Annotated in this window: 24 protein-coding genes; 13 read left to right on the forward strand and 11 right to left on the reverse strand. The window is 60.9% G+C overall.

Annotation, left to right across the window (positions count from 1 at the left end; translation table 11 throughout):
- Positions 1–89: 89 nt before the first annotated feature.
- Positions 90–749: a methyltransferase family protein gene (locus tag ACYZUM_RS07450; protein WP_108182367.1), complete on the reverse strand. Its 660-nt coding sequence runs from the start codon at positions 747–749 to the stop codon at positions 90–92.
- Positions 750–925: 176 nt separating this feature from the next.
- Here ACYZUM_RS07450 and ACYZUM_RS07455 point away from each other — a divergent pair, with 176 nt between their 5' ends.
- Positions 926–1,723 carry an SDR family NAD(P)-dependent oxidoreductase gene (locus ACYZUM_RS07455; RefSeq protein ID WP_041062988.1) on the forward strand — a complete coding sequence of 266 codons (798 nt, stop codon included), beginning with the start codon at positions 926–928 and terminating at the stop codon, positions 1,721–1,723.
- A 137-nt stretch (positions 1,724–1,860) separates the two neighbouring features.
- Here the strand turns inward: ACYZUM_RS07455 and ACYZUM_RS07460 are convergent, their stop codons facing one another.
- Entirely contained in the window at positions 1,861–3,255 is a 1,395-nt protein-coding gene (locus ACYZUM_RS07460) for a sensor histidine kinase (RefSeq protein ID WP_047295030.1), read from the reverse strand.
- Positions 3,233–3,916: a response regulator transcription factor gene (locus tag ACYZUM_RS07465; RefSeq protein ID WP_003223938.1), complete on the reverse strand. Its 684-nt coding sequence runs from the start codon at positions 3,914–3,916 to the stop codon at positions 3,233–3,235. Before ACYZUM_RS07465 ends, ACYZUM_RS07460 begins: the two co-directional genes overlap by 23 nt.
- Before the next feature lie 306 nt (positions 3,917–4,222).
- Here ACYZUM_RS07465 and ACYZUM_RS07470 point away from each other — a divergent pair, with 306 nt between their 5' ends.
- From ACYZUM_RS07470 to ACYZUM_RS07495, 6 genes are all read left to right on the forward strand, one after another.
- A complete protein-coding gene (locus tag ACYZUM_RS07470; RefSeq protein WP_108182368.1) occupies positions 4,223–5,164 on the forward strand; it encodes a hypothetical protein in 942 nt (313 codons plus the stop codon).
- 265 nt (positions 5,165–5,429) lie between these two features.
- Positions 5,430–5,777: a metalloregulator ArsR/SmtB family transcription factor gene (locus tag ACYZUM_RS07475; RefSeq protein WP_041062977.1), complete on the forward strand. Its 348-nt coding sequence runs from the start codon at positions 5,430–5,432 to the stop codon at positions 5,775–5,777.
- A 26-nt stretch (positions 5,778–5,803) separates the two neighbouring features.
- The gene (locus tag ACYZUM_RS07480; protein WP_108182369.1) at positions 5,804–6,274 is read left to right on the forward strand and encodes an arsenate reductase ArsC; all 471 of its coding nucleotides are present in this window, start codon (positions 5,804–5,806) and stop codon (positions 6,272–6,274) included.
- 12 nt (positions 6,275–6,286) lie between these two features.
- Positions 6,287–6,985 (forward strand): arsenical resistance protein ArsH, encoded by a 699-nt coding sequence (gene arsH / locus ACYZUM_RS07485; RefSeq protein ID WP_108182370.1) that lies wholly within the window; start codon positions 6,287–6,289, stop codon positions 6,983–6,985.
- Between the two features lie 102 nt (positions 6,986–7,087).
- Positions 7,088–7,927: a helix-turn-helix domain-containing protein gene (locus ACYZUM_RS07490; protein ID WP_108182371.1), complete on the forward strand. Its 840-nt coding sequence runs from the start codon at positions 7,088–7,090 to the stop codon at positions 7,925–7,927.
- 68 nt (positions 7,928–7,995) lie between these two features.
- Complete coding sequence (locus ACYZUM_RS07495; protein WP_041062965.1) at positions 7,996–8,574, forward strand: LysE family translocator; 579 nt, start codon at positions 7,996–7,998, stop codon at positions 8,572–8,574.
- On the opposite strand, the gene ACYZUM_RS07500 is transcribed toward ACYZUM_RS07495, so the two are convergent.
- From ACYZUM_RS07500 to ACYZUM_RS07530, 7 genes are read right to left on the reverse strand one after another with little or no spacing between them, the layout of a single operon-like run.
- Positions 8,545–9,939, reverse strand: coding sequence for an ATP-binding protein (locus ACYZUM_RS07500; protein WP_086790855.1), 1,395 nt, complete (start codon positions 9,937–9,939; stop codon positions 8,545–8,547). The genes ACYZUM_RS07495 and ACYZUM_RS07500 overlap by 30 nt on opposite strands.
- Positions 9,936–10,598, reverse strand: coding sequence for a response regulator (locus ACYZUM_RS07505; protein ID WP_108182372.1), 663 nt, complete (start codon positions 10,596–10,598; stop codon positions 9,936–9,938). The genes ACYZUM_RS07500 and ACYZUM_RS07505 overlap by 4 nt, the downstream gene beginning before the upstream one ends.
- Positions 10,599–10,609: 11 nt before the next feature.
- Complete coding sequence (locus tag ACYZUM_RS07510) at positions 10,610–11,254, reverse strand: tetratricopeptide repeat protein (RefSeq protein ID WP_041062956.1); 645 nt, start codon at positions 11,252–11,254, stop codon at positions 10,610–10,612.
- On the reverse strand, positions 11,251–12,060 hold the full coding sequence (locus ACYZUM_RS07515; protein WP_108182373.1) for an SDR family oxidoreductase: 810 nt from the start codon (positions 12,058–12,060) through the stop codon (positions 11,251–11,253). The genes ACYZUM_RS07510 and ACYZUM_RS07515 overlap by 4 nt, the downstream gene beginning before the upstream one ends.
- Positions 12,047–12,721, reverse strand: a complete 675-nt coding sequence (locus tag ACYZUM_RS07520; protein WP_047295011.1) for a TenA family transcriptional regulator — start codon at positions 12,719–12,721, stop codon at positions 12,047–12,049. Before ACYZUM_RS07520 ends, ACYZUM_RS07515 begins: the two co-directional genes overlap by 14 nt.
- Positions 12,718–14,199, reverse strand: a complete 1,482-nt coding sequence (locus tag ACYZUM_RS07525; RefSeq protein WP_108182374.1) for an AMP-binding protein — start codon at positions 14,197–14,199, stop codon at positions 12,718–12,720. Before ACYZUM_RS07525 ends, ACYZUM_RS07520 begins: the two co-directional genes overlap by 4 nt.
- A complete protein-coding gene (locus ACYZUM_RS07530; RefSeq protein ID WP_108182375.1) occupies positions 14,189–14,866 on the reverse strand; it encodes a thermostable hemolysin in 678 nt (225 codons plus the stop codon). Before ACYZUM_RS07530 ends, ACYZUM_RS07525 begins: the two co-directional genes overlap by 11 nt.
- Before the next feature lie 207 nt (positions 14,867–15,073).
- Here ACYZUM_RS07530 and ACYZUM_RS07535 point away from each other — a divergent pair, with 207 nt between their 5' ends.
- Both ACYZUM_RS07535 and ACYZUM_RS07540 read left to right on the forward strand, forming a co-directional pair.
- Entirely contained in the window at positions 15,074–15,622 is a 549-nt protein-coding gene (locus ACYZUM_RS07535; RefSeq protein WP_108182376.1) for a cytochrome b, read from the forward strand.
- A 232-nt stretch (positions 15,623–15,854) separates the two neighbouring features.
- Positions 15,855–16,334 (forward strand): GNAT family N-acetyltransferase, encoded by a 480-nt coding sequence (locus ACYZUM_RS07540; protein ID WP_108182377.1) that lies wholly within the window; start codon positions 15,855–15,857, stop codon positions 16,332–16,334.
- Positions 16,335–16,504: 170 nt separating this feature from the next.
- Here the strand turns inward: ACYZUM_RS07540 and ACYZUM_RS07545 are convergent, their stop codons facing one another.
- The gene (locus ACYZUM_RS07545; protein WP_108184378.1) at positions 16,505–17,044 is read right to left on the reverse strand and encodes a thioesterase family protein; all 540 of its coding nucleotides are present in this window, start codon (positions 17,042–17,044) and stop codon (positions 16,505–16,507) included.
- Positions 17,045–17,547: 503 nt separating this feature from the next.
- Between ACYZUM_RS07545 and ACYZUM_RS07550 the strand changes: the two genes are divergently transcribed.
- The 4 genes from ACYZUM_RS07550 to ACYZUM_RS07565 all read left to right on the forward strand — a co-directional run bounded on the left by ACYZUM_RS07550 (position 17,548) and on the right by ACYZUM_RS07565 (position 20,916).
- On the forward strand, positions 17,548–17,910 hold the full coding sequence (locus tag ACYZUM_RS07550) for a DUF6124 family protein (protein ID WP_473061307.1): 363 nt from the start codon (positions 17,548–17,550) through the stop codon (positions 17,908–17,910).
- Between the two features lie 140 nt (positions 17,911–18,050).
- Entirely contained in the window at positions 18,051–19,592 is a 1,542-nt protein-coding gene (locus ACYZUM_RS07555; RefSeq protein WP_108182379.1) for a T6SS phospholipase effector Tle1-like catalytic domain-containing protein, read from the forward strand.
- Complete coding sequence (locus tag ACYZUM_RS07560) at positions 19,592–20,245, forward strand: DUF2931 family protein (protein ID WP_108182380.1); 654 nt, start codon at positions 19,592–19,594, stop codon at positions 20,243–20,245. The genes ACYZUM_RS07555 and ACYZUM_RS07560 overlap by 1 nt, the downstream gene beginning before the upstream one ends.
- Positions 20,246–20,256: 11 nt before the next feature.
- Entirely contained in the window at positions 20,257–20,916 is a 660-nt protein-coding gene (locus ACYZUM_RS07565; RefSeq protein WP_108182381.1) for a DUF2931 family protein, read from the forward strand.
- Positions 20,917–21,026: the final 110 nt, after the last annotated feature.

The following is a 21,026-nucleotide window of genomic DNA, read 5'->3' on the forward strand; positions in this document are numbered from 1 at the left end:
CTGTAGGAGCTGCCGAAGGCTGCGATCTTTTGCCTTTGATTTTCAAAAGCAAGGTCAAAAGATCGCAGCCTTCGGCAGCTCCTACAGGGTCAGTAGACGCCCGGTAACAAGCGCCAGCTACGTGCGCAATAGGCCTCGTACTCCGCACCAAACTGCCCGCGCAGCAAGGCTTCTTCCGAGTGGATACGCGCGATCAACGGAATCAATGTCAGCGCCGCCAGAATCAACCCGACACTGGAACGAAACGCCAGCGCCCAGCCCACGGCATTGACCACCAACCCCAGGTAGCTCGGGTTGCGCAGGCGCGTGTAAATGCCGTCGGTGACCAATCGATGCCCCGGCTGAATCGCCACCAACCCGCTGAACCGTCGGCCCAGCACAAACACCGGCCACAGACGCAGCGCGCCACCGACGATAAACAGCAGAGCACCGAGCCAGCGCACGCCTTCAGCGCCGAAGGTCCAGAAGTCGATGCGATCGCAGTACGCCGGCAGAAAACCGCTGAGCAGACCGATGACGCCGAACGCCGGAATCACCCAGCGATTGGCCCGGTCCTCGCGCTCGCCCGAGCTCATGTTCACATCGGTGAACAGCGACGCCAGCACCATCAATACCGTGGCCAGCGCCACCAGCACCAGCGCCCGATGGGAGAAGAACACCGCCGGCCCGCCGATGCCCCACACCGCCAGCCCCAGATAGGCAAGGGTGGCCAGCACCGCGACCACGGTCATTTGCGCAGACATTTTCATGGTGTTCTCTAAAAAGCAGCTGACCCTTTCAGTGTAGAACGCCGCTCAACCCGCGAAGGCGTCGGATCGTTCGCGACCGGTCTTTGGTCGGCCACGTCTTCATACAAGCGACATCGCGTCTACGCTGATCCATTCCTTCTATTCGTCCGTGTATTGCCTATCGAAGAGGTGAACCCATGAAAATCGACTTGAGTGGAAAACTGGCCATCGTCAGCGGCAGCACGGGTGGCATTGGTCTGGGCATCAGCCAGTCGCTGGCCGAAGCCGGCGCCACGGTGGTGGTCATCGGGCGTGAAGCGGCCAAGGTCGAGCAAGCGCTGGCGAGCATTCGGCAGCAGGTGCCGGGTGCGCAATTGCGGGGTCTGACGGCGGATCTGGGCACCGCCGAAGGCGCGGAAAAACTCTTCGCCGCTGAACCGCGTACAGACATTCTGGTGAACAACCTGGGGATCTTCGACGCCGTGGATTTCTTCGACACCCCGGACAGCGAGTGGACGCGTTTTTATGAGGTCAACGTGATTTCCGGCGTGCGCCTGTCGCGCCATTACGCGCCGGCGATGGTCGAGCAGGGTTGGGGGCGGATCATTTTCCTGTCTTCGGAATCCGGCGTGGCCACCCCGGCCGACATGCTCAACTATGGCGTGACCAAAAGCGCCAACCTCGCGGTGTCCCATGGCTTGGCCAAGCGTCTGGCCGGCACTGGCGTGACGGTCAATGCGATCCTGCCGGGGCCGACCTTTACCGGCGGCGTGGAGCACATGCTCAAGGACGCTGCGGCCGAGTCCGGTCGCAACCTGCGCGACGAAGCCGACGCTTTCGTCCGCCGGGCGCGGCCGACCTCGATCATCCAGCGGGTGGCCGACGTTGCCGAGGTGGCGCATCTGGTCACGTACATCGCCTCGCCGTTTTCCTCCGCCACCACGGGCGCGGCCTTGCGCGTGGATGGCGGTGTAGTCGACAGCATGGCGATCTGAGTTCAACGGCCTCTATCAGGGTGGCCTTGAGGCGCTGCGGGCCAATTACCCGGCGTGATCATCCAACACAAAAAACGGTGGGAGCTGGCAAGCCAGCTTCCACAGGGGATGTATCAGTTTGAAAGATCGGCGCAAATTCAGGACTGTGAGATCAAACTCTGCCGGCAATCCAGCACCAGCTTCGCACCGCCCAGTTCACTGCTGCCCACCTCAAGATTGAAGCCATGCAGGCTGACAATCGCCGCCACAATCGACAGGCCCAGGCCAAAGCCGCTTTGCGGTTGCCCGCCTTCGGCCCGATAGAAGCGCTGGAACACCGCCTCACGCTCGGCTTCGGGAATCCCCGGTCCGGAATCGTGGACTTCGATCCGCGTATGCCCGTTGTCATTCACGCCGCGCAAAATCACCGTGCCACCCGCCGGGGTGAACTTGATCGAGTTGCTCAACAGATTGGCCAGCGCCTCGAACAACAACGCGCGGTCGCCATTGAGGGGCGGCAGGGTTTCCGGCATGTTGAGGACGAAGAGCAGTTCGCCTTCTTCGGCCAGTGGCAGGTAAAACTCATGCAATTCTTCCAGCAATTGCACTGGATCGAGCTCGACAAATCCTGAGCGCCGTTGACGATCTTCCAGTTCGGAAATCCGCAGCAAGCCGCGAAACCGCGCCATCAGCGTATCGGCCTCGGCCAGCACCAGATCCAGTTGCGCCGCTGCGGGCGAACCTTCGCCGGCCTGTTGCTGCATGCGATACAACTGCGCGCGCAGGCGCGTCAGTGGCGTGCGCAAGTCATGGGCGATGTTGTCGCACACGCCTTTGACTTCGTGCATCAGCCGTTCGATGCGATCGAGCATGGCGTTGACGATGGCGGCGAGCATGTCCAGTTCGTCGCGGCGGTTGGACAGCGGCAAACGGTGAGTCAGGTCGCCGGCGACAATGGCCTGGGCGCTGTCCTGAATCGCGCGGATGCGCCGCAGCGGCCGACGGCGCAGCAAATGCCAGCCGGCAATCCCCGGCAGGATCGTGAGTGACACACCCCAGAACAAGGCATGCAGAATGATCCGTGTCACGGCGAACAACGAACCGTTATCGCGCAACAACACCAGCCAGCGACCGTCGCGGGTCTGGGTTGCCACCGCGTCGCAGCTGTCGGCGGGCAGGGTCGGGTCGTCGGAATCGGCGCAGTCATCCAGGGTGTGGATCTTGCCATCCAGCGGCAGGCCTTCGGGCAGTTGCTGCAAGGCGCCACCGAGGTACACGCCCTGGGCGTCGAACAGGCCGTAGGCGTCGATGCCGCGGATGTCGAAGGTCATGCTGGCGGCGAGTGCTTCTTCCAGTTGTTCACCGCGAAAGTGCGAAAACAGATGCTGACGTTGCATCAGCGAATGCTTGGCAAGGTTATCGAGGTAGCTGGAGACTTCGAAGTACATGACCCCCATGAGGATCGCGCTCCAGGCCACGAACAGCGAACTGTACAGCGCCAGCAGACGACTGCTGGAGGAGCGCCAGCCGTCAGACGGGTTCGGCAATGACATAACCCGAGCCCCGTACCGTGCGAATCAGCGGGACATTGCCCGCCGCGTCGATCTTCTTGCGCAGACGACCGATGTGCACGTCGATCAGGTTGGTGCCCGGGTCGAAGTGATAACCCCAGACTTCTTCGAAAATCATCATCCGCGACAGGATCTGGCCGCTGTTGCGCATGAGGAATTCCAGCAACTTGTATTCGGTCGGCAGCAGCGTCAGCACCTGCTCGGCGCGGCGTGCTTCGTGGCTGATCAGATCCAGTTCGAGGTCGGCCACCTGCAATGTGGTGGCCTGGGTGGCGACGCTGTTCTGGCGGCGCAGCAGCACTTCCACGCGCGCGGCCATTTCGTCGGTGGCGAACGGCTTGGTCAGGTAATCATCGCCGCCAGCCCGCAAGCCGCGCACACGCTCGTCGACATCGGAGAGCGCGCTGATCATCAGAATCGGCGTGGCCACGCCCATGGTGCGCAGGGTGGTGACGATGGCCAGGCCATCGAGTTCCGGCAGCATGCGGTCGAGGGTAATCAGGTCGTAGTTACCACTGACCGCACGGTCCAGACCTTCGCGGCCATTGTCGACCCAATCCACTTCCAGGCCGTGGCTGCTGAGTTCGGCAACGATTTCACGGGCAGTCACGGCGTCGTCTTCGATGGTCAAAATACGAGTCATAGAGCAGGCCTTGATCGGTTCAAACGGGATGGCAGCATTTTGCCAAGTATTTTCCGTCGCGCTTTAAATTAACTTTCATGTATAGCCTGTCACAAACGCAGATTCGGGTGCCCGGCTGTTTTGCCGTCAATGCAGAAAACCCGCCGCTTTGCGTGCATTGTTGCAAATTGCAATGAATAGAGAAGTTCAGTCTTTTTAACTCGTTGAAAAATAGAGGTTTATTTAAAGTTGTAGACTGGCACGGTCGCTGCAATTCATCTGCTGACGAGTTGTAACACCATTTTTCATGCCTGGAGCACTACAACAATGAATAGATCCTCTGATGGGTTTTATCCGGCCTTCGAAGGAGAGTCGAGCAACGTGTCAGGCGTGTCCTGGGGCGCGATCTTCGCGGGCGCGGCGGCGGCTGCAGCACTGTCGATGATTCTGGTGCTGCTTGGCTTCGGTTTGGGATTCTCTGCCGTTTCACCTTGGGCCGGGGAGGGCGTCAGCGCCAAGAGCCTGGGGATTTCCACGATTGTCTGGCTGGCGGCGACGCAGATTATCGCCTCCGGCCTGGGTGGCTACATCGCCGGCCGCCTGCGGGTGAAGTGGGCCAACATGCACGGGGATGAAGTGTATTTCCGTGATACCGCCCATGGCTTCCTCGCCTGGTGTGTGGCGACGCTGGTCACCGCCGTGCTGGTCGTCGGCTCGGTGAGCAGTGTCATCAGTGGCGGCGTGCAGGCCGGTGCCAGTGTCGCCGGTGGCGCAGCCGCTGCCGCGACTCAGGCGGCCGGTACCGCTGCAGCAAACACCAGCAGCGATCAATACGGTTACTTCGTCGACAGCCTGTTTCGCGATGACCGTCCTGCGTCCGTCAGCGATGACGCCGCGCATGGTGCGGTGACCCGGATCTTCGCCCAGAGCCTGGCCAACGGCCAACTCAGCCCTGAAGACCGCACCTACCTCGCGCAACTGGTCGCACAGCGGACCAACCTGAGTCAGGCCGACGCCGAGAAACGTGTCGACGAGGTTTATGCGCGTACTCAAAAAGCCATTGCCGATGCCAAGGTCAAAGCCCAACAGGCGGCTGACACCGCTGCCAAAGTTGCTGCCTGGACGTCGCTGTGGATGTTCATTGCGCTGTTGGCCGGTGCGTTCTTCGCCAGCCTGGCAGCCACCTTCGGCGGCCGTCGTCGGGATGCAGTCGAGTACGTTGAAGTCGAGACTTACACCGCCACCACCACGCTGCCTCCAGTCCGTTAACAAGGAGAATCACCATGCGCTCTCTACTACTGTTTTTCCTCGGTGTGCCAATCCCGATCATTATCCTGATCGCCCTGTTCGTGCACTGATCCTGTTGCTCTATTGAGGCCTTTGCCTCAGCCGCTTTCACTTCACGGTGAAAGCGGCTTTTTGCTTTCTGCGACCACGCACGTTCCCGCAGGACTCATCGTTGTCGCTGAAACTCGGGGTTGAATAATATATGGATATCCGTATATTCAGTTTTCCATATGTTCGAGTCCGCCCCATGCTCACTCCCACCGAACTGTTCAAAAGCCTGGCCGACGAAACCCGCGTGCGCGCCACCTTGCTGATTGCCGAGCAGGGTGAGCTGTGCGTTTGCGAGCTGATGTGCGCCCTCGACGACAGCCAGCCGAAAATCAGCCGCCACCTCGCGCAATTGCGCAGCAATGGGTTGCTGCTTGATCGGCGTCAGGGCCAATGGGTCTATTACCGGCTCAACCCGGACCTGCCGGATTGGGTCCGGCAGGTCCTCAACGTCACGGCCAAGGCCAACACCGATTGGCTCAAGGACAACGCCTGTCGCCTGCACAACATGGATGGCCGTCCTGCCCGCGAAACCGCGTGCTGCTGAACTTCAAATATCCCCGGGAGCTACCCATGCGTGTCCTGTTCATGTGCACGGCCAACAGTTGCCGCAGCATCCTTTCCGAAGCCATGTTCAATCATCTGGCGCGGGAGGGCTTCGAGGCGGTGAGTGCCGGCAGTTTTCCCAAGGGCCAGGTGCTGCCGCGCAGCCTGACGACGCTGCAACAGGCCGGTATCGCTATCGAGGGTTTATACAGCAAGGGCAACGACGCCTTTGAAGGCAACCCGCCGGACATCGTCATCACCGTTTGCGACAAGGCGGCGGGCGAAACCTGCCCGGTGTACTTCGGCCCGGCAATCAAATGCCATTGGGGGCTGGAGGATCCCTCCGAGGTGACCGGTGATGAGGCGGCCGTGGACGCGGCGTTCCGTGCCACGCTGGCGATCATCGAGCGCCGTTGCGCAACCTTCCTCGGTCTTCCTTTCCAAACACTCAGCCGCGTTGAGCTTCAGCGTGAACTGGATCGCATCGGCTCCCTTTGAGCCGGAGGACATATGTCAAAGCACCTGCCCAATCTTGATCACAGCCTGTTCGAAGGCCGCAACACGCCACCTTCGCACGAACACAAACCGCGCATCCTGCTGCTCTACGGCTCGACCCGCGAGCGCTCCTTCAGCCGTCTGCTGGTGGAGGAGGCCGCACGTTTGCTGGAGCATTTCGGCGCCGAAACGCGTGTCTTCAATCCGTCCGGTTTGCCGTTGCCGGACGATGCTCCGGTCGATCATCCCAAAGTGCAGGAACTGCGCGAATTGGTGCTGTGGTCGGAAGGCCAGGTGTGGTGTTCGCCGGAACGCCACGGCGCCATGTCGGCGGTGTTCAAGGCGCAGATCGACTGGATCCCGCTGGAGCTCGGCGCGGTGCGTCCGACCCAGGGCAAAACCCTCGCGGTGATGCAGGTCTGCGGCGGTTCGCAGTCGTTTAACGTGGTCAATCAGCTGCGTGTGCTGGGGCGCTGGATGCGTATGTTCACCATCCCCAATCAGTCTTCGGTGCCCAAGGCTTTTACCGAATTCGACGAGGCGGGGCGGATGAAACCTTCGCCGTTCTATGATCGCGTGGTCGATGTGATGGAGGAGCTGGTGAAGTTCACCGTGCTGCTGCGCGAGCGCCAGGATTTTCTGGTGGATCGCTATTCCGAACGCAAGGAAAGCGCCGAGCAACTGATGGCCCGGGTCAATCAGCGCTCGATCTGAAGCGCCGCGACACGCCTTCATCGGTCGGGCAGTGCACAAACGTTCTAGCCGTTCCGGGGCATTTGTGGATTACTGGCGCCAGCCCATTAGCGTATTCAAGTCATGAGTAACTGGATCGACCTTGCCCACGACCGGGAAACCGGCATCGAAACCCTGCACGCGCATTTCGCCGGGCATGCGCATGCCTACGATCCGCACTGGCATGAGACCTATCTGATCGGTTTCACCGAGCAAGGCGTGCAGCGCTTCAACAGTCGTCGGGCGCGGCACGACAGTACCCCGGGCAAAGTCTTCATGCTCGAACCCGGCGACATTCATGATGGCGACGCGCCGAGCCCGGACGGCTTCACTTATCGCATGCTGTACCTGCAACCGGCATGGCTGGAGCAAGCGCTGGACGGTTTGCATCTGGGCAGTTACGGCAGCGGCCTGCCCGGCATCGGCAGTGTGCTCAACGATGATCCCGAATTGGCCCGCGCCACCTTGTTTGCGTTCAATGCGCTGCATCAGCAGGACGTGCGCATGGTGCGCGAGGTGGCGCTGGACGCGTTGCTCGAACGACTGGCGATTCATCTGTACCGGCGACCGCAACCGACCGCTGCCAACCGCGCGCCCTTGATCGCCCGTCAGGCACGCGATTATCTGGTGGCCTTTCACGAACAGGACGTCAGCCTGCAAACTCTGGCCGAGGTCTGCGGCACCGACCGCTTTCGCCTGACCCGCGCCTTCAAGGCAGCCTATGGACTCGCGCCGCACGCGTGGCTGATCCAGTTGCGCCTCAGCCGGGGCCGGCAGATGCTCGCCGCCGGCATACAGCCTGTGGACGTCGCCAGTCGCCTCGGATTCGCCGACCAAAGCCATCTGGGCCGCTGGTTCGTACGCGCTTACGGCATCACGCCGGGCGCCTATCAGCAACGCGCCATCGGCGCCTCTCGACGCTGAACAAACGTTCAAGACCGCAGCCCTGCGCAGCCGTCAGAGTAGGCCCTGACTTTCTACAGGGCCGTACCATGCTTGCGTTCATCCTCTTTGCCTTCGTGGCCTCGGTTACTCCGGGGCCGACCAATCTGATCGTGCTCAGTACCAGTGCCCGACGTGGCTGGCGGCCGTGCCTGCCGATCATCCTCGGCGCGGGAGCGGGTGCTGCGTCGCTGGTGTGGGTGGCCGGTGCGGGTGCCAGCACCTTGATGCTGCCCGGCGTGCGCCCGGTGATCAGTGCGCTGGGAATGGGCTGGATGCTCTGGTTGGCGTGGCAGATCTTCAGCGCGCCGGCCACCGCCATCGACCCCGCCGCCGGCGAAGAGAAACCCGAACTGGGGCTGGTTGGCGCCGCGCTGTTGCAATGGGTCAACCCCAAGTCGTGGATGATGGCGATTGCGGTGATCAGCGTGTTTACCGCACAAGGGCAGGGCTTGAACGCGTTGTGCCTGGCGTTCTTTCTGGTGTCGTTGCCGTGTCTGGCGCTGTGGGCGTTGCTCGGTCGCGGTGCAGCGCGCTGGCTGAGCAATCCGGCGCAGTTGCAGTGGCTGAACCGGATCCTCGCGGTGCTGCTGGTCGTCTCATCCGCCGCGGCGTTGCTGCACACCTGAGCTGATCGGCACTGACAACGTTGCGCACAAGCCGCCCTCGGCCCGGTTGACCAACGTAATCCGTCCGCCCAGGCGCAACGCAATGGTGTTGACGATGGTCAGCCCCAGGCCTGCACCGTTGGCGTTGCCACGACTGTAAAAGCGTTCGAACAACCGTGCCCGATCGGCCTCGTCGATGCCCGGGCCCTGATCTTCGACGCTCAAAAGGCACCAGCCATCGGCCTCGCTCAGCTTGACGGTGATCACCCCGTTCTCCGGGGAGAAGTTGGCGGCGTTGGTGATCAGGTTGCTCAGGGCGATGTCGATGGCGGCGGTGCTGGCCATGACGTGCAGCGCTTGTGCGCTGTCTTCGAAGGCCAGTTCGAGATGCTTGCTCAGCAGCCACGGCGTGAGTTGCACCAGGCTGTTGCGCACGGTTTCGCTGAGGTCGATGCGTTGCAGCGGCGGCGGGTTGGATTTCGGTTCCAGGCGCGCCATGGTCAGCAATTGATTGACCAGGCGACTGGCGCGATCAACCCCGGAAATCAGGAACTGCAACGACTCGCGGCGCTCCTGTTCGGTGCCGGCCTCCAGCAGGTTCTGCGCATGCACCCGCAGCACCGCCAGCGGCGTACGCATCTCGTGAGCGGCATCGGCGATGAAGCGCCGTTCACGGCCAAGCACTTCCTGGATCTGCGCGAGCATGCGGTTGAGCGCCGCCTGCATCGGTTCCAGTTCGCTGGGCAGGGGCGTCAGTTGCAACGGTTCCAGCGAGCCGCTGTGGCGAGCACGCAGGGTCGCGGCCATGTTCGCCAGCGGCTTGAGGCCCCAGCCGATGGCCAGCCAGACCATCGCCGCGAGGATCAGACTGCCCAGCACGTTCGGCCACAGCGTATGGCGCACGATGCGGTCGACCAGATCGGCCCGCACATCGTCGCGTTCGCCAACCCAGATACGCAGCCCGTTTTGCGGGTCCTCGAGCATGAAGGCGCGCCAGTGGCGACCGTTCAAGTCCACCACATCACTGAAACCCGGTTGCGTCGGCGGCGCGGTGAACGACGGCGCACTGGCGGTGTGCACCAGCACTTCGTTTTTCGGGTTCCAGACCTGGAAGGCGATCTTGCTTTCGTAAGGGTGACCGTCGACGCGCGGCTTGGCTTCGCCGAGCGCCTGATTGAACGCCTGATACAGCTGCGAGTGTTCCTGGCTCGCCAGCGGCATGCGCATCACGCCCTGCAGCAGCCGAGCGTTTTGCGCCAGTTGCGCGTCGTAGACTTCGGCGATTTCGTGGTTGCTGTCATGCAGGTTGAACACGCTGAGCACCGCAAGACCCGCGAGCAACAGCCCGATGATCAGCGTCAGCGTGCGGCGACGAATCGAGGTCATCGACGCTCCTCCACCAGATACCCCACACCGCGAATGGTGCGGATCAGGTCGGTGGAGAATTTTTTGCGCAGGTGATGGATGTGCACTTCGAGGGTGTTGCTTTCCGCTTCCTCGTTCCAGCCGTAAAGCAGCTGGATCAATTGATCGCGGGTCATCACCCGGCCGGGCGGCGAGAGCAATTCATGCAGCAACTGATACTCCTTGGGCGTCAGCGCCACAGGTTGGCCCTGATAGCTGACCTGCTGGGTGCCGGGGTTGAGGCTGATCCCGGCGTGCTCGATCAGCGCCTGAGCGCGGCCCGCACTGCGCCGCAACAGAGCGCGCAGGCGTGCCTTGAGTTCGGCGAGGTCGAACGGTTTGACCAGATAGTCGTCGGCGCCGGCATCCAGCCCGGCTATGCGGTCTTCGGTGACATCGCGGGCGGTGAGTATCAGCACCGGCAGGTTCGAACCGCTGTCGCGCAGGCGCTGCAGCACTTCGAGGCCGTCCATGCGCGGCAGGCCCAGATCGAGCACCGCCACGTCAAAGGTTTCACTGAGCAGCGCATGCAACGCGCTGCTGCCATCCTTCAACCAGTCGACGGTGTAGCCCTCACGGCCCAATGCCCGATGAATGCCTTCACCGAGGGCCACGTCATCCTCAATCAGTAATAAACGCACGCGGACTCCTGTCAGTCGAGTTTCTTGTTCACGTCCACCAGCAGCGCAGCGATCTCTTTGCGACGCCCGGCGTCAGCGGTTTCCCGGCCCGGGCGCGGTGCAGCCTGCTGAGCTTTGAGCAGCGCAGCCTTGGCTTCAGCGTAGCGCTTCTGACGGTAGAGGTGATCACCCCAGAAGTACAGGCTGTCGATGCCATCCGGATTCAGTTGCAGCGCTTGCTTGAGCAGTTGCTCGGCCTTGTCGCTGTCGCCGAAACCGATCGGCCAGCCCGGGACGCGATCATACAGCGCCGCCAGGCTGGTATAGGCCGAACCTTGCAGGGCCTTGGGGTCGAGCGTCAGGGCTTTTTCCAGATCGGCCTTGGCGTCCTTGGCCTTGCCCAAGGCACCGAGCCCGCCCTGAGCGCCGGCCCAACTGCTGGTTACAATGCCTTTCCAGATCCACGCTTCGGCCACCGCCGGGCGCTGTGTAGTAAAGGCAGTGGCTTCGGACGACAACTGCTCGAACGCGGCGGCGCGTTGCTTTTCCGCCACTTCATACTGGATGTGCGCCCAACTCTGCTGGATGCCGTTCAGACGCTGCTGATCGGCCGGTTCCAGTGCCCAGACGCTTTGGCTGAGGGCGGCGAACAACAGGCATGCGCTAAGTTTTTTCATGGCTTCAGGGACTCGTTGTCGGTTTTTTCACTGAGGCGGCGGATCAGCGGCAGTTGCTTGCGCAAACCGCGATCCACCAGGTGCGGCAGCAGGTTGTTCAGGCGTACGAAGAAGCGCTCCGGCCAGCCCAGGTACAAGTCGCGGCGGTCGCCGGCAATCGCGTGGATCACCGCCGAGGCGACGGTTTGCGGGTCATCGACGCTGGACTTGAGGGCATCGTTCAAGGCTTGCGCCGCCGCACTGTTCATCGACGTGCGCGTGGCCCGGGGCGCGACATACAGCACGTTGACCCGAGTGTCGGCCAGCTCGCGGCGCAGCGCTTCGGAAAATCCGCGCAGGGCGAACTTGGTCGCGCAATAACTGGCGTAGCCTGGGTAGCCGATCGAGCCGTAAGTGGAACCGACGTTGACCACCATCGCGCTATCGGCCTGTTTGAGCAGCGGCAGCAGCAATTTGGTCAGGCACATCGGCGCGCTGATGTTCACCGCGAGCATCGCGTTGATGTCGCTGTCGTCGAGCTGTTCGAGCATGGCGAAGTGATTGACCCCGGCCGCGTTGATCAGCAGGTTGATGCCGCCGATGGCTTCGGCAGCGGCCAGCACTTTGCGTCGGTCGCTGAGGAAGGTCAGGTCGGCGGCGACCCAGCACAGGGTATCGGGATAGCGTGCGAGCAACGGCGCCAACGCCTGCTCATGCCGCGCCACCGCCAGTACCTGGGCGCCGGCGGCGCACAAGGCCTCGGTAATCGCCAGGCCGATGCCGCCACTGGCACCGGTCAACACCACCCGTGCGTCACGCAGCTGCATGTTGAGTCTCCGCGTCACGCGGCAGGCCACGGAACATGTCGGTGTACAGGCGATAGACGACTTTCGAGGCGTGAATCACGGCCGCTTGGTCTTCGGGATCTTCCAGTTGATTCATCAAGCGGCGATAGGTCTGCATGTGCTCGATGTCCAGCGAACCGTGCGAGCTGAGGTAGCTGAACGCGGTGTCCGGCAGCGCCAGACGCTCGCGAATGCTCCCCGCCGCATGGGTAGCCAGCGCAATGCTGGTGCCTTCGAGCACATTGACCATGCCGAACAGACCCACCGGATTGCCCCGGGCGATCAAGTCGTAGAGAAAGCTCACCATCAGCTCGATCGGCAGCGAGGGCTGGCCGTCGCGGACCGCATCGCGGTCACCGCCACACGCGGCGATGTCGTTGAGGACCCAGTGTTCATGGCCGTATTCGTCTTCGATGTACTCGGCCACCGCTTTGCGCAGCCATTCCAGACGTGTCGGCAGACGCGCGCCGCAGGCCATCATCAACGGCACGGTGTGACGCACGTGGTAGTACGCCTGCGCGAGAAACGCCCGATAGCTTTCCAGGCTGACCTTGCCTTGCAGGGCGTCAAGAATGATCGGCAGATTGAACAGCTCGTGGCGTTCCTGATGCGTGGCTTCTTGCAGGGTGTCGAAAAAACTCATGATGCGGACTCCTCGGAAACAGCGGATTCAGTCAATTGGGCGTGGTACAGCGCGGCAATCGCCTCGCGGCGTGGCCGACCGTTGGCCGTGAGCAAGCCATTGGCGGCGGTGAACGGTTGCGCCAGGCGCGTCCAGCCATGCACCTGGGCGTAATCGGGCAAGGCTTCGTTGGCTTCGGCGACCGCGGCGGCCAGCTCCGCGTCGCTGCAATCGGCACGGTGCGGCCAGAGCAGGGCGTGGTTGCGCGGCAAGGCCTCGCCATAGACAAAGGCCTGGGCGATGTGGCGGCGCTGGGTCAGTTCCGACTCGACCCATTCCGGGTTGACGTTGCGCCCGAAACTGGTGACGAACTGGTGCTTCTTGCGACCCTTGAGGTAGAGGAAACCTTCGGGGTCGAACTCGCCCAGATCGCCACTGGGCCACCACTCATCGGCGTACGGCGCGTCCCCCAGATAACCGAGCAGGGTCGAGCCCTTGATCAGCACTTCGCCGTCTTCGGCCAGGCGCACTTCAACGTGCGGCAGCGGCTGGCCGACGCTGCCTGGACGCCGCGCGCCGGGGCGATTGAGGCACACCACCGAGGCGCATTCGGACAAGCCGTAGCCCTCGAACACCGGCAGGCCGACACGCTGCGCGCGGTGCAGCAGATCTTCCGAGACCCGCGCACCGCCGACGGCGGCGAAGCGCAGTTTTTGTGGGTCGAAGGCTTTCTGCTCGGCAGCGCTGACCAACATCAGCAACAGTTGCGGCACCAGAATCAGACTCTCCGGCGCACGACCGGCCAGGTAGCCCAACAGGTGCGGTACATCGACGCCGCTGGCGCCCTGAATGCCCAGGGTTTTCTGGCTTGGCAGACTCAGCGTCGCACCGGCGTACAGCGCGGCGTAGCAGCCGAGGTTTTCCAGCAGAATCGCCAGTGGCAGCAACGCCAGATGATGCTGTGGATCGGTGGGTTTGCTCGCGTGATCCAGCTCCCGCGCCACACGCAGCAAGCTGTCGGCGCTCAAGCACACGCCTTTCGGTGTGCCGGTGGTGCCGGAGGTGAAGGTCAGTTTGGCGGTGCCGGCTGGCATCCGGCTCGGGCCGCTGAAGGTGCGGCACCAGAACTCGCCGCGCTGTTCATAGCCGGCGGCGAGCAGCTCGGCCGCCAGCTCCGGTTCGGCAATCACCCGTTCGGCCTGGCTCTGTTCCAGACAATGCGCCCGCTGCGCAGGGCTGAAAAACGGCGGCAGCGTCACGCAGGTCAAGCCCTCGAACAGCACGGCCAGATCCCACAGCATCGCATCGACGCCGTTATCCAGCGCCAGGGCGACGACTTGCGCCTGTTCATCGCGCAGGCGTTCCTGGCGATACAGCACCTCGGCATACACCGTGGCGTAATCAAGTTTCAGCGTATCGCCCCACAGCGCGGTGCTGTTGTCATTGCGCCGGGCATGATCGCGCAGGGTCTCCTGGAAGCGTTGCAGTTCAAGCGACATGGCAGGCTCCTTCAATCGAAGTCGGCAGGCCCAATCGAGTGAACAGGCCGATATTGCGCAAATGGACGAAGCCGGCGCGGATGTTGCCGACATGCACCCACGGCTTGCTTTCGTAATAACTGCCCCAGTGTTGACGCTCGTCACCCAGGCGCTCCGGGTCGGCGGCGCATAATGTCACTGGCTTCAGACCGAGCCGATGGAAGCTGTTGACCAGCCCGATGTTGCCGGTGAAGGTCACCCATTCCAGGCCGCCCATGGCCAGCAGGTAGGTGATGGCGATGATGCTCAAGCGTGCGCTGCCGGTGTCGCTGGCAGCGAGGTTGCCGACTTCGACGATGGCGCTACGCTCAACCGGACGATCCGCCGCCGCACTGATCAAGGGTTCGATCGGTTCATCCAGATAGCGCTCGAGAAACAGCGGCTCTTGATGGGCACGACGTACACCGGCCACCGCACACAGCGCACCGTCGCCGTTGTGCATGCCGAACAGCTCGGGCATAAAGTGTCGAATGTCGGCGCCGTGGGCCTTGCGAAAACGCTGCTGGATGAAGGCTTCGAAAGTCTCTCGCAGCGCGTCGTCGGGCAGGGCGCCGGTCAACGTCATCTGCGGCGTTTCGGCCTGGCCGAAACGTAGAGGAAGGGGAATGTTCCAGTGGTAATCGGGCATGGGCAAAGCGCCTCCCTCAATGGTTTGAGCGCAGTATCGGAGGCATTTCTTAACGAAGTCTGAAGGTGAAAAAAGGTTAATCAACGGGCAATCTTCAGATTGTCTTAAGACTGCAAGGGCAGGGTGGCACCGTCGGTTCGCCCTGCAACCGGATCGAGACTGTCGAACGAATCGACCGTCGCTCACGACAATCACGAGGCGCATCTTATGACCCGCGACACCGCCGTCACCCGTTATGGAAAACTGTCAATTACGTTGCACTGGCTGATGCTGGCGCTGTTCGTCGGCGTCTATGCCTGCGTCGAAATCAAAGGCTTCATGCCCAAGGGCAGCGAAGCGCGCGGCCTGCTGATGGGCTTCCACGGCCTGTTCGGCACGAGCATCTTCATCCTCGTCTGGGTGCGCCTGCTCGGCCGCCTGACCCCACGCCCGCCCATCACCCCCAAGCCGCCAGCGTGGCAGACCGGCATCTCGCACCTGATGCACCTGGCGCTGTACGTGCTGATGATCGCCACGCCGATCTTCGCCTGGCTGATGCTCGCCGCCGCCGACAAACCGTTCCCGTACTTCGGCTTCCACGTCCCGGCACCGGTCGCCATCGACCCGGACTTCGCCAAACAACTCAAGTACTGGCATGAAACGCTGGGCAGCGCCGGCTACTGGCTGATCGGCTTGCACGCGGCGGCGGGGCTGTTTCACCACTACTGGGTGCGGGATAACACGCTGGTGCGGATGTTGCCGGGCCGCACCGAATAACCCTGACCCCAAACCCGTGTGGGAGCGAGCTTGCTCGCGAAGGCAGTGTGTCAGTCAGCGATGATGCCGGCTGACACGACGCCTTCGCGAGCAAGCTCGCTCCCACAGGTTTTTGTGGTGTCTTGAAGCGCGCTGCAGTTGCCCGAATCGTACTTCGCGTCCACGCTATGGCATGCCAACGCGCCGGGCGCGCATCACCTTGGCAACACCGACAATAAGGGGCAGGGCAGCCATGAACTTTACCCACCGGCCAGTGACGGCCGACGACGTCAAAACCCTGTGCGGCTTTCCGCAGGGCGTTCAAGAGTTGTACTTCATGTTCCCGAAAGCGCATTACCCGCTGACGGAAGAACAGATGCACACCGCGATCAGCCAACGCTTCGACTCCACGGCGTTTCTGGCCAACGGTGAGTTCGTCGGTTTCGCCAATTTCTACCGTGCCGAACACGACGGCGTCTGCTGCATCGGCAACGTCATCGTCGCGCCATACGCCCGGGGCCAGGGTGTCGCTCGCTACATTGTCGAAACCATGACCGCCGTCGGCTTCGAAAAGTATCAGGCCAGGGAAGTGCAGCTGTCCTGCTTCAACGAAAACACCGCTGGGTTGCTGCTCTACCCGAAACTCGGCTTTACCCCGTTCTCCATCGAAGAGCGCGCGGCGCCGGGTGGAAGACGCGTGGCGCTGATCAACATGACCCGCCACAGACAATAGCCATCCCCCAATCCCTGTGGGAGCCGGGCTTGCCCGCGATGGCGTCCGCCCGGCCAAACGCCCTCCCGAGCCTTGCGCAGAACCTGTGGGAGCTAGCCTGCTAGCGAAGACGCCAGCCCAAACGACACCGTACTGCATCCATAAACACGATCATCCAGGCAACCAATGACTCAAACCTCCTCACCCCTGAGCTGAAGACTCATCAGATCGCAACTCGCCGACCACGACGTCAACCACGCCGGCATCTCCGGCGACTGCTCAGGCAACCCCAACGCCCTGACAAACTCACCCGGCGCCATCGTGCCTCTCGCCGACCGAAACAGCCCACGCATGACCACCACGCCGATCACCCGTCCCTTGCTCACGAAGCGATGCTCCATGAAGCTCCATTTATCGTCCCAGCCAAGCATCCGGCTGTGAATTTCAAACGCTTCAAACAGCTTCAGCTCACGCCGAAATTTACCCCAGGTATCGCCAACAATCGGCAACGCCTTAGCGCGCAACGCCACCCGAAACGCGCCACTGCGCAACACAAAATCCATGCGCCCGACGTCAGCCATAGTGAAGTAGCGACCATTGGTAACGTGCCGATTCAAATCAAGATCCAGCGGCCACACGCGCATGCGGATCACGGTGGATTCCAGCGCATTGACCGGCTTGCGCCACGGTCGGCGAAAAAGCATGCAGAGCAATCGAAACCACAGATTCATCAGTACTTCAGCCCGTTGAAAAGAGCGCTGCACTCTAGCGAGCCGGGCGATGGCGAGGTAGGTGCGTAAATGACTTTTTTGGACGGAACAGTGCATTCCGATCATTGCGGGGTGGGTGCTGGATCGGTAGATCGTTCAACCGGCGGATAAACAGGAAATAATCGGGATGTTTATTTGAAGCCTGCCGTTAACACCGAAGCCCTACAACGCCTTGCGCCATCGCCTACGAGTACGCCAGAATCCGCCGGCTTGTGCGTCTAGGGCGCGGGTTCTATCGTCTGTCGGTCACTGAAAAACAGTGATCGGGTTTGGTAGCCCGCCATAACTAGTCGCATCGCGCACCGTTCGCAGACCTCATCAGGTCGCTGCTCAATGGTGGCCATGCGCAGGACACCTTCGGGTGTGCCGGGTCCTAGTTACCGGTCTACCAACCCGCGTGTGGCCGCCACCCTTCGTTTGGTAGCGAAGGTGAAGGCTCCTCTTCAATAACTAGGAGTTTCACCATGATCAAACCAACACCCAACCCGCCAGAAACCGACCTCGCATCCCCCTACGAATCCCTCGATTCCAAAAAACTCCACGAAGCCGCCGAACGCGCCCTCGACCATTACCTCACCCCGGCCACCCCAATCATGGCCAGCCCCCAAAACCCCGAACCCATGTACCTCGCCAACCCGAAGTGCGACACCGAATCCCTGCTCGCCAACGCCAGCGAAACCCTCGGCTCCGCCAGCGAAATGCTCAACAACTTCGCCGCCATGCTCGACACCTCCCACCGCAAAACCGCACTGGGCATCGCCCAAGTCGTCATGCTCGGCGAACTCGCCGTAAACCAGGCCCTCGACAACGTCGAAATCGCCCACTGACCACCCCGGTGCGACGAGCCCAAACCCTCGCCGCACCCAGCAATTTCAACCGAGCTGGCACAGAGCCACGCCTTGCGCCCCCAAGCCTCGGCTGTCACCCTTCGGCCCGTTCTTCAAGGATCAGAACAAGGAATCAAGGATTGAGTGGCTACGTTCCCAACCCCCCGAAAAACTACCGCTACGAAGAAGCCAAACCCATCGACATTCATGCCCAGCGTTGGGCTGAGTACGAGAAACACGGGAAAGAACCTGCGCGCGAGCCCGAGAAAATCGGCATTGCGTTGAGGATTGGGGTGTTCTTTGATGGTACTGGTAACAATGCGAACAACACGGCAGCAGGGTTGCTGTGTGGTGCGCAGCATCCGATTGCGCCGCAGGATATTCCTGCGAGTTGCATGCCTTACATGAGTGATCCGGATAGCAGTTACGGTAACGATGTCAGCAACGTGAAAAAGCTGAGCGAACTGTATGAGGCGCCGCGACGCGCTGAGGGGGAGGGGCCACGAAAGAAGGCTTCCGGTATGGTCTACGTCGAAGGCATAGGCACCCGTTCAGGTGAAGAAGACAGTAAATTCGGCGCTGGTACAGGACGTGGCGAAACCGGTGTTGCCGGGCGCGTCCAATCTTCTTTCGTGTTGATCGAACAGCGTATCACTGAGGTATTGGATAAAAATCCCGATAGTGAAATTACTTCGTTGACCTTCGACACTTTTGGCTTCAGTCGCGGTGCGGCAGCCGCCAGACATTTCGCCAATGAAATCGTGCGTGGCAAACAAGGCCCTTTGGGCGAGATTCTCCGCAGTAAGTCCGATGCCTTCAGTTCGACCTTTGTCGATCAATACAACAGCGACATCAACATGGGCTTCATTGGGTTGTTCGACACTGTACCGTCGATTGCTGGATGGTCCAATTTAGGCAACATCAAAAGTGCAGTCGCAACGGGGATCAAACTCTACCTCGACCGACGTTATTTCACCGACGTTGTGCAATTGGCTGCTCGGGACGAATGTAGGGCTAACTTTGCTCTCAATCGAGTAGCGATGGATCATCCGGAAATTGTTTTGCCAGGAGTGCATTCTGATGTGGGCGGGGGTTACCTCGAGGAGGCTGAAGAATGCGTGCTCGTTAGCCCAATGCAAACGCTAGAAGTCGGCAATTACGCGGATGTCACCACCACATCGATCTATCAGGATGCGGTCAATGTGAGAAATCAGTGGTTAGCCAACGGCTGGCCTTCCGAAATGCTGGAAATAGTTACTCCAGCTCCATTGCTGATGCCGATCAGTCCTCAGGATCGACTGAGTCCTCGAGTCAAACGAGTCTATGCCGCCGTTCAACTCAAACGTCCGGTGAGTGGATTACTGTCGAGAGTGAGCCTGCGCGTGATGCATCAACTCGCTAAAGCTAAAGGCGTTCGCTTCGAAGATATTCCCGAGTCGCCTGGCTTCTTCGTTCCTGAAGAACTCCAGCCTATGTGCGATCGTTTCGTCTCCGGCGACTACCGCACCACCCCCGAGGAAGAGCAAATGCTCAAGCTCAAGTACATTCACACATCTGCCAACTGGAATCATCCGCTTGGCAGGAGAGATGGAAGTGGTCTCAGAGCTGTTTACATTAACGCCCCCACGGAAGATGCAATCCGGGTAAAACACCCTCACGTACCTGACTGGACGCTTTGGTAATGAAGTTATTTGCAGCCCTGCTGTGCACGCTTTTTGTGGCCGGTTGTAATGCCGATCCGCTTTCAGCAAAGAACGACCCTAAATCTCCATGGTGGGAACTCGGTTTTACCGAACCTGACTACATGAAGGTCTGGGTTGAAGACAGCGCCGTGGAAGACATAAAGGGCAAGACGTTTCTACGCACTGGCGGTGGAATTGCATCGGGCGGGCAGCCTGAAGACGGTACAGAATCAGCCCGAGGTTGGGACGGAGTGGGTGCATCTGCCAAAGCAGTAGTAGGCGCTGATCTCCCAAAACGAATTTTTGTTCGCTGGCAGTCCATCGTGGAGCCTCAGACCTATCGCGCATGGGTGGACATACCCGAAGAAGCCAGACAATTGATGCTGACCTCGGTCAACCAGCGCTGTGCGAAAACCCCGGACCAAAAAGCTACCTATATTTCTTCGGTCTACCTGGGGTTGGCTCCCGGAGGTGTCGTACAAGTGTGGGTCAGAGACTCCTGCCACCATCCAATCAAAGTGGCTAAAGCCCAAGCTGAAATCGAACCGCTAGGTCCAAGCCAAGGTAAAACCCAAGGGCGTTACGCTTATCCTGTCAGTGAAAAGTCCAAGCGATATATCGAGAAATTCGGCATCCCTTACGGGAGTTGGTAAGCGGTAAACCAATGAAGCTATGCATTGTCGCGGTATGCATGTTGTTCCTGAGCGGCTGCCAGTCTACCTCTTCGCTATCCGTAAAAAACGACCCGAAATCCGATTCGTGGGAGCTTGCGTTCACCGAACCCTATTACATGAAGGTTTGGGTTGAGGACAGTGCCGTCGAAGACATAAACGGCAAGCTATTCACGCGGACGGGAGGAGGGACGGCCGCTGGCGGGGAGCCAGAAAATGGTAAAGAGTCCGCGCGCGGTTGGCATGCGGTGGGCGCGGCTGCGAAACCAGTGATTGGCGCTGACTTGCCCAAACGCATTTACGTGCGCTGGCAATCCATTGTCGAGCCGCAGACCTATAAGGTTTGGGCAGATGTGCCTGAAGAGGCGAGGCAACTGATGGTGCAATCGGTCACTCAGCGCTGCCCGGAAACACCAGAAGAACCGGCCAGCTACAGCGCATCTATTTATCTGGGATTGGCTCCAGGGGGCGTTGTACAAGTTTTTGTTCGGGACGAGTGCCATCGCCCTGTCAAAGTCGCCAGAGCGCAGGCAGAGGTTGAGCCGCTGGGGCCTAGCCAAGGTAAGAACCAAGGGCGCTATGCGTATCCCGTCAGCGAAAAGTCCAAACGGTATATCGATAAATTCGGCATACCGTACGGGAGTTGGCAGTAGACAGGCAGGAGACACTTCTCTTGTCTGTCTTCAGCGGCTTGTTCTGAGTAGTCATATTTGACAGCTACCGAGTCAATGTCGGGTTCAACGAAGGTCCGCTTTCGGCCAGA

It is taken from the genome of Pseudomonas sp. m6p (assembly GCF_055760375.1).

Bases quoted from the DNA above. Each gene is read 5' to 3' on its own strand.
- ACYZUM_RS07520 (WP_047295011.1), bottom strand. From the start codon at position 12,721: ATGAGTTTTTTCGACACCCTGCAAGAAGCCACGCATCAGGAACGCCAC.
- ACYZUM_RS07490 (WP_108182371.1), top strand. From the start codon at position 7,088: ATGAGTAACTGGATCGACCTTGCCCACGACCGGGAAACCGGCATCGAA.
- ACYZUM_RS07535 (WP_108182376.1), top strand. From the start codon at position 15,074: ATGACCCGCGACACCGCCGTCACCCGTTATGGAAAACTGTCAATTACG.
- ACYZUM_RS07460 (WP_047295030.1), bottom strand. From the start codon at position 3,255: ATGTCATTGCCGAACCCGTCTGACGGCTGGCGCTCCTCCAGCAGTCGT.
- ACYZUM_RS07465 (WP_003223938.1), bottom strand. From the start codon at position 3,916: ATGACTCGTATTTTGACCATCGAAGACGACGCCGTGACTGCCCGTGAA.
- ACYZUM_RS07530 (WP_108182375.1), bottom strand. From the start codon at position 14,866: ATGCCCGATTACCACTGGAACATTCCCCTTCCTCTACGTTTCGGCCAG.
- ACYZUM_RS07475 (WP_041062977.1), top strand. From the start codon at position 5,430: ATGCTCACTCCCACCGAACTGTTCAAAAGCCTGGCCGACGAAACCCGC.
- ACYZUM_RS07525 (WP_108182374.1), bottom strand. From the start codon at position 14,199: ATGTCGCTTGAACTGCAACGCTTCCAGGAGACCCTGCGCGATCATGCC.
- ACYZUM_RS07455 (WP_041062988.1), top strand. From the start codon at position 926: ATGAAAATCGACTTGAGTGGAAAACTGGCCATCGTCAGCGGCAGCACG.
- ACYZUM_RS07500 (WP_086790855.1), bottom strand. From the start codon at position 9,939: ATGACCTCGATTCGTCGCCGCACGCTGACGCTGATCATCGGGCTGTTG.
- ACYZUM_RS07540 (WP_108182377.1), top strand. From the start codon at position 15,855: ATGAACTTTACCCACCGGCCAGTGACGGCCGACGACGTCAAAACCCTG.
- ACYZUM_RS07565 (WP_108182381.1), top strand. From the start codon at position 20,257: ATGAAGCTATGCATTGTCGCGGTATGCATGTTGTTCCTGAGCGGCTGC.
- ACYZUM_RS07545 (WP_108184378.1), bottom strand. From the start codon at position 17,044: ATGAATCTGTGGTTTCGATTGCTCTGCATGCTTTTTCGCCGACCGTGG.
- ACYZUM_RS07560 (WP_108182380.1), top strand. From the start codon at position 19,592: ATGAAGTTATTTGCAGCCCTGCTGTGCACGCTTTTTGTGGCCGGTTGT.
- ACYZUM_RS07470 (WP_108182368.1), top strand. From the start codon at position 4,223: ATGAATAGATCCTCTGATGGGTTTTATCCGGCCTTCGAAGGAGAGTCG.
- ACYZUM_RS07510 (WP_041062956.1), bottom strand. From the start codon at position 11,254: ATGAAAAAACTTAGCGCATGCCTGTTGTTCGCCGCCCTCAGCCAAAGC.
- arsH (WP_108182370.1), top strand. From the start codon at position 6,287: ATGTCAAAGCACCTGCCCAATCTTGATCACAGCCTGTTCGAAGGCCGC.
- ACYZUM_RS07515 (WP_108182373.1), bottom strand. From the start codon at position 12,060: ATGCAGCTGCGTGACGCACGGGTGGTGTTGACCGGTGCCAGTGGCGGC.
- ACYZUM_RS07450 (WP_108182367.1), bottom strand. From the start codon at position 749: ATGAAAATGTCTGCGCAAATGACCGTGGTCGCGGTGCTGGCCACCCTT.
- ACYZUM_RS07550 (WP_473061307.1), top strand. From the start codon at position 17,548: ATGATCAAACCAACACCCAACCCGCCAGAAACCGACCTCGCATCCCCC.
- ACYZUM_RS07480 (WP_108182369.1), top strand. From the start codon at position 5,804: ATGCGTGTCCTGTTCATGTGCACGGCCAACAGTTGCCGCAGCATCCTT.
- ACYZUM_RS07495 (WP_041062965.1), top strand. From the start codon at position 7,996: ATGCTTGCGTTCATCCTCTTTGCCTTCGTGGCCTCGGTTACTCCGGGG.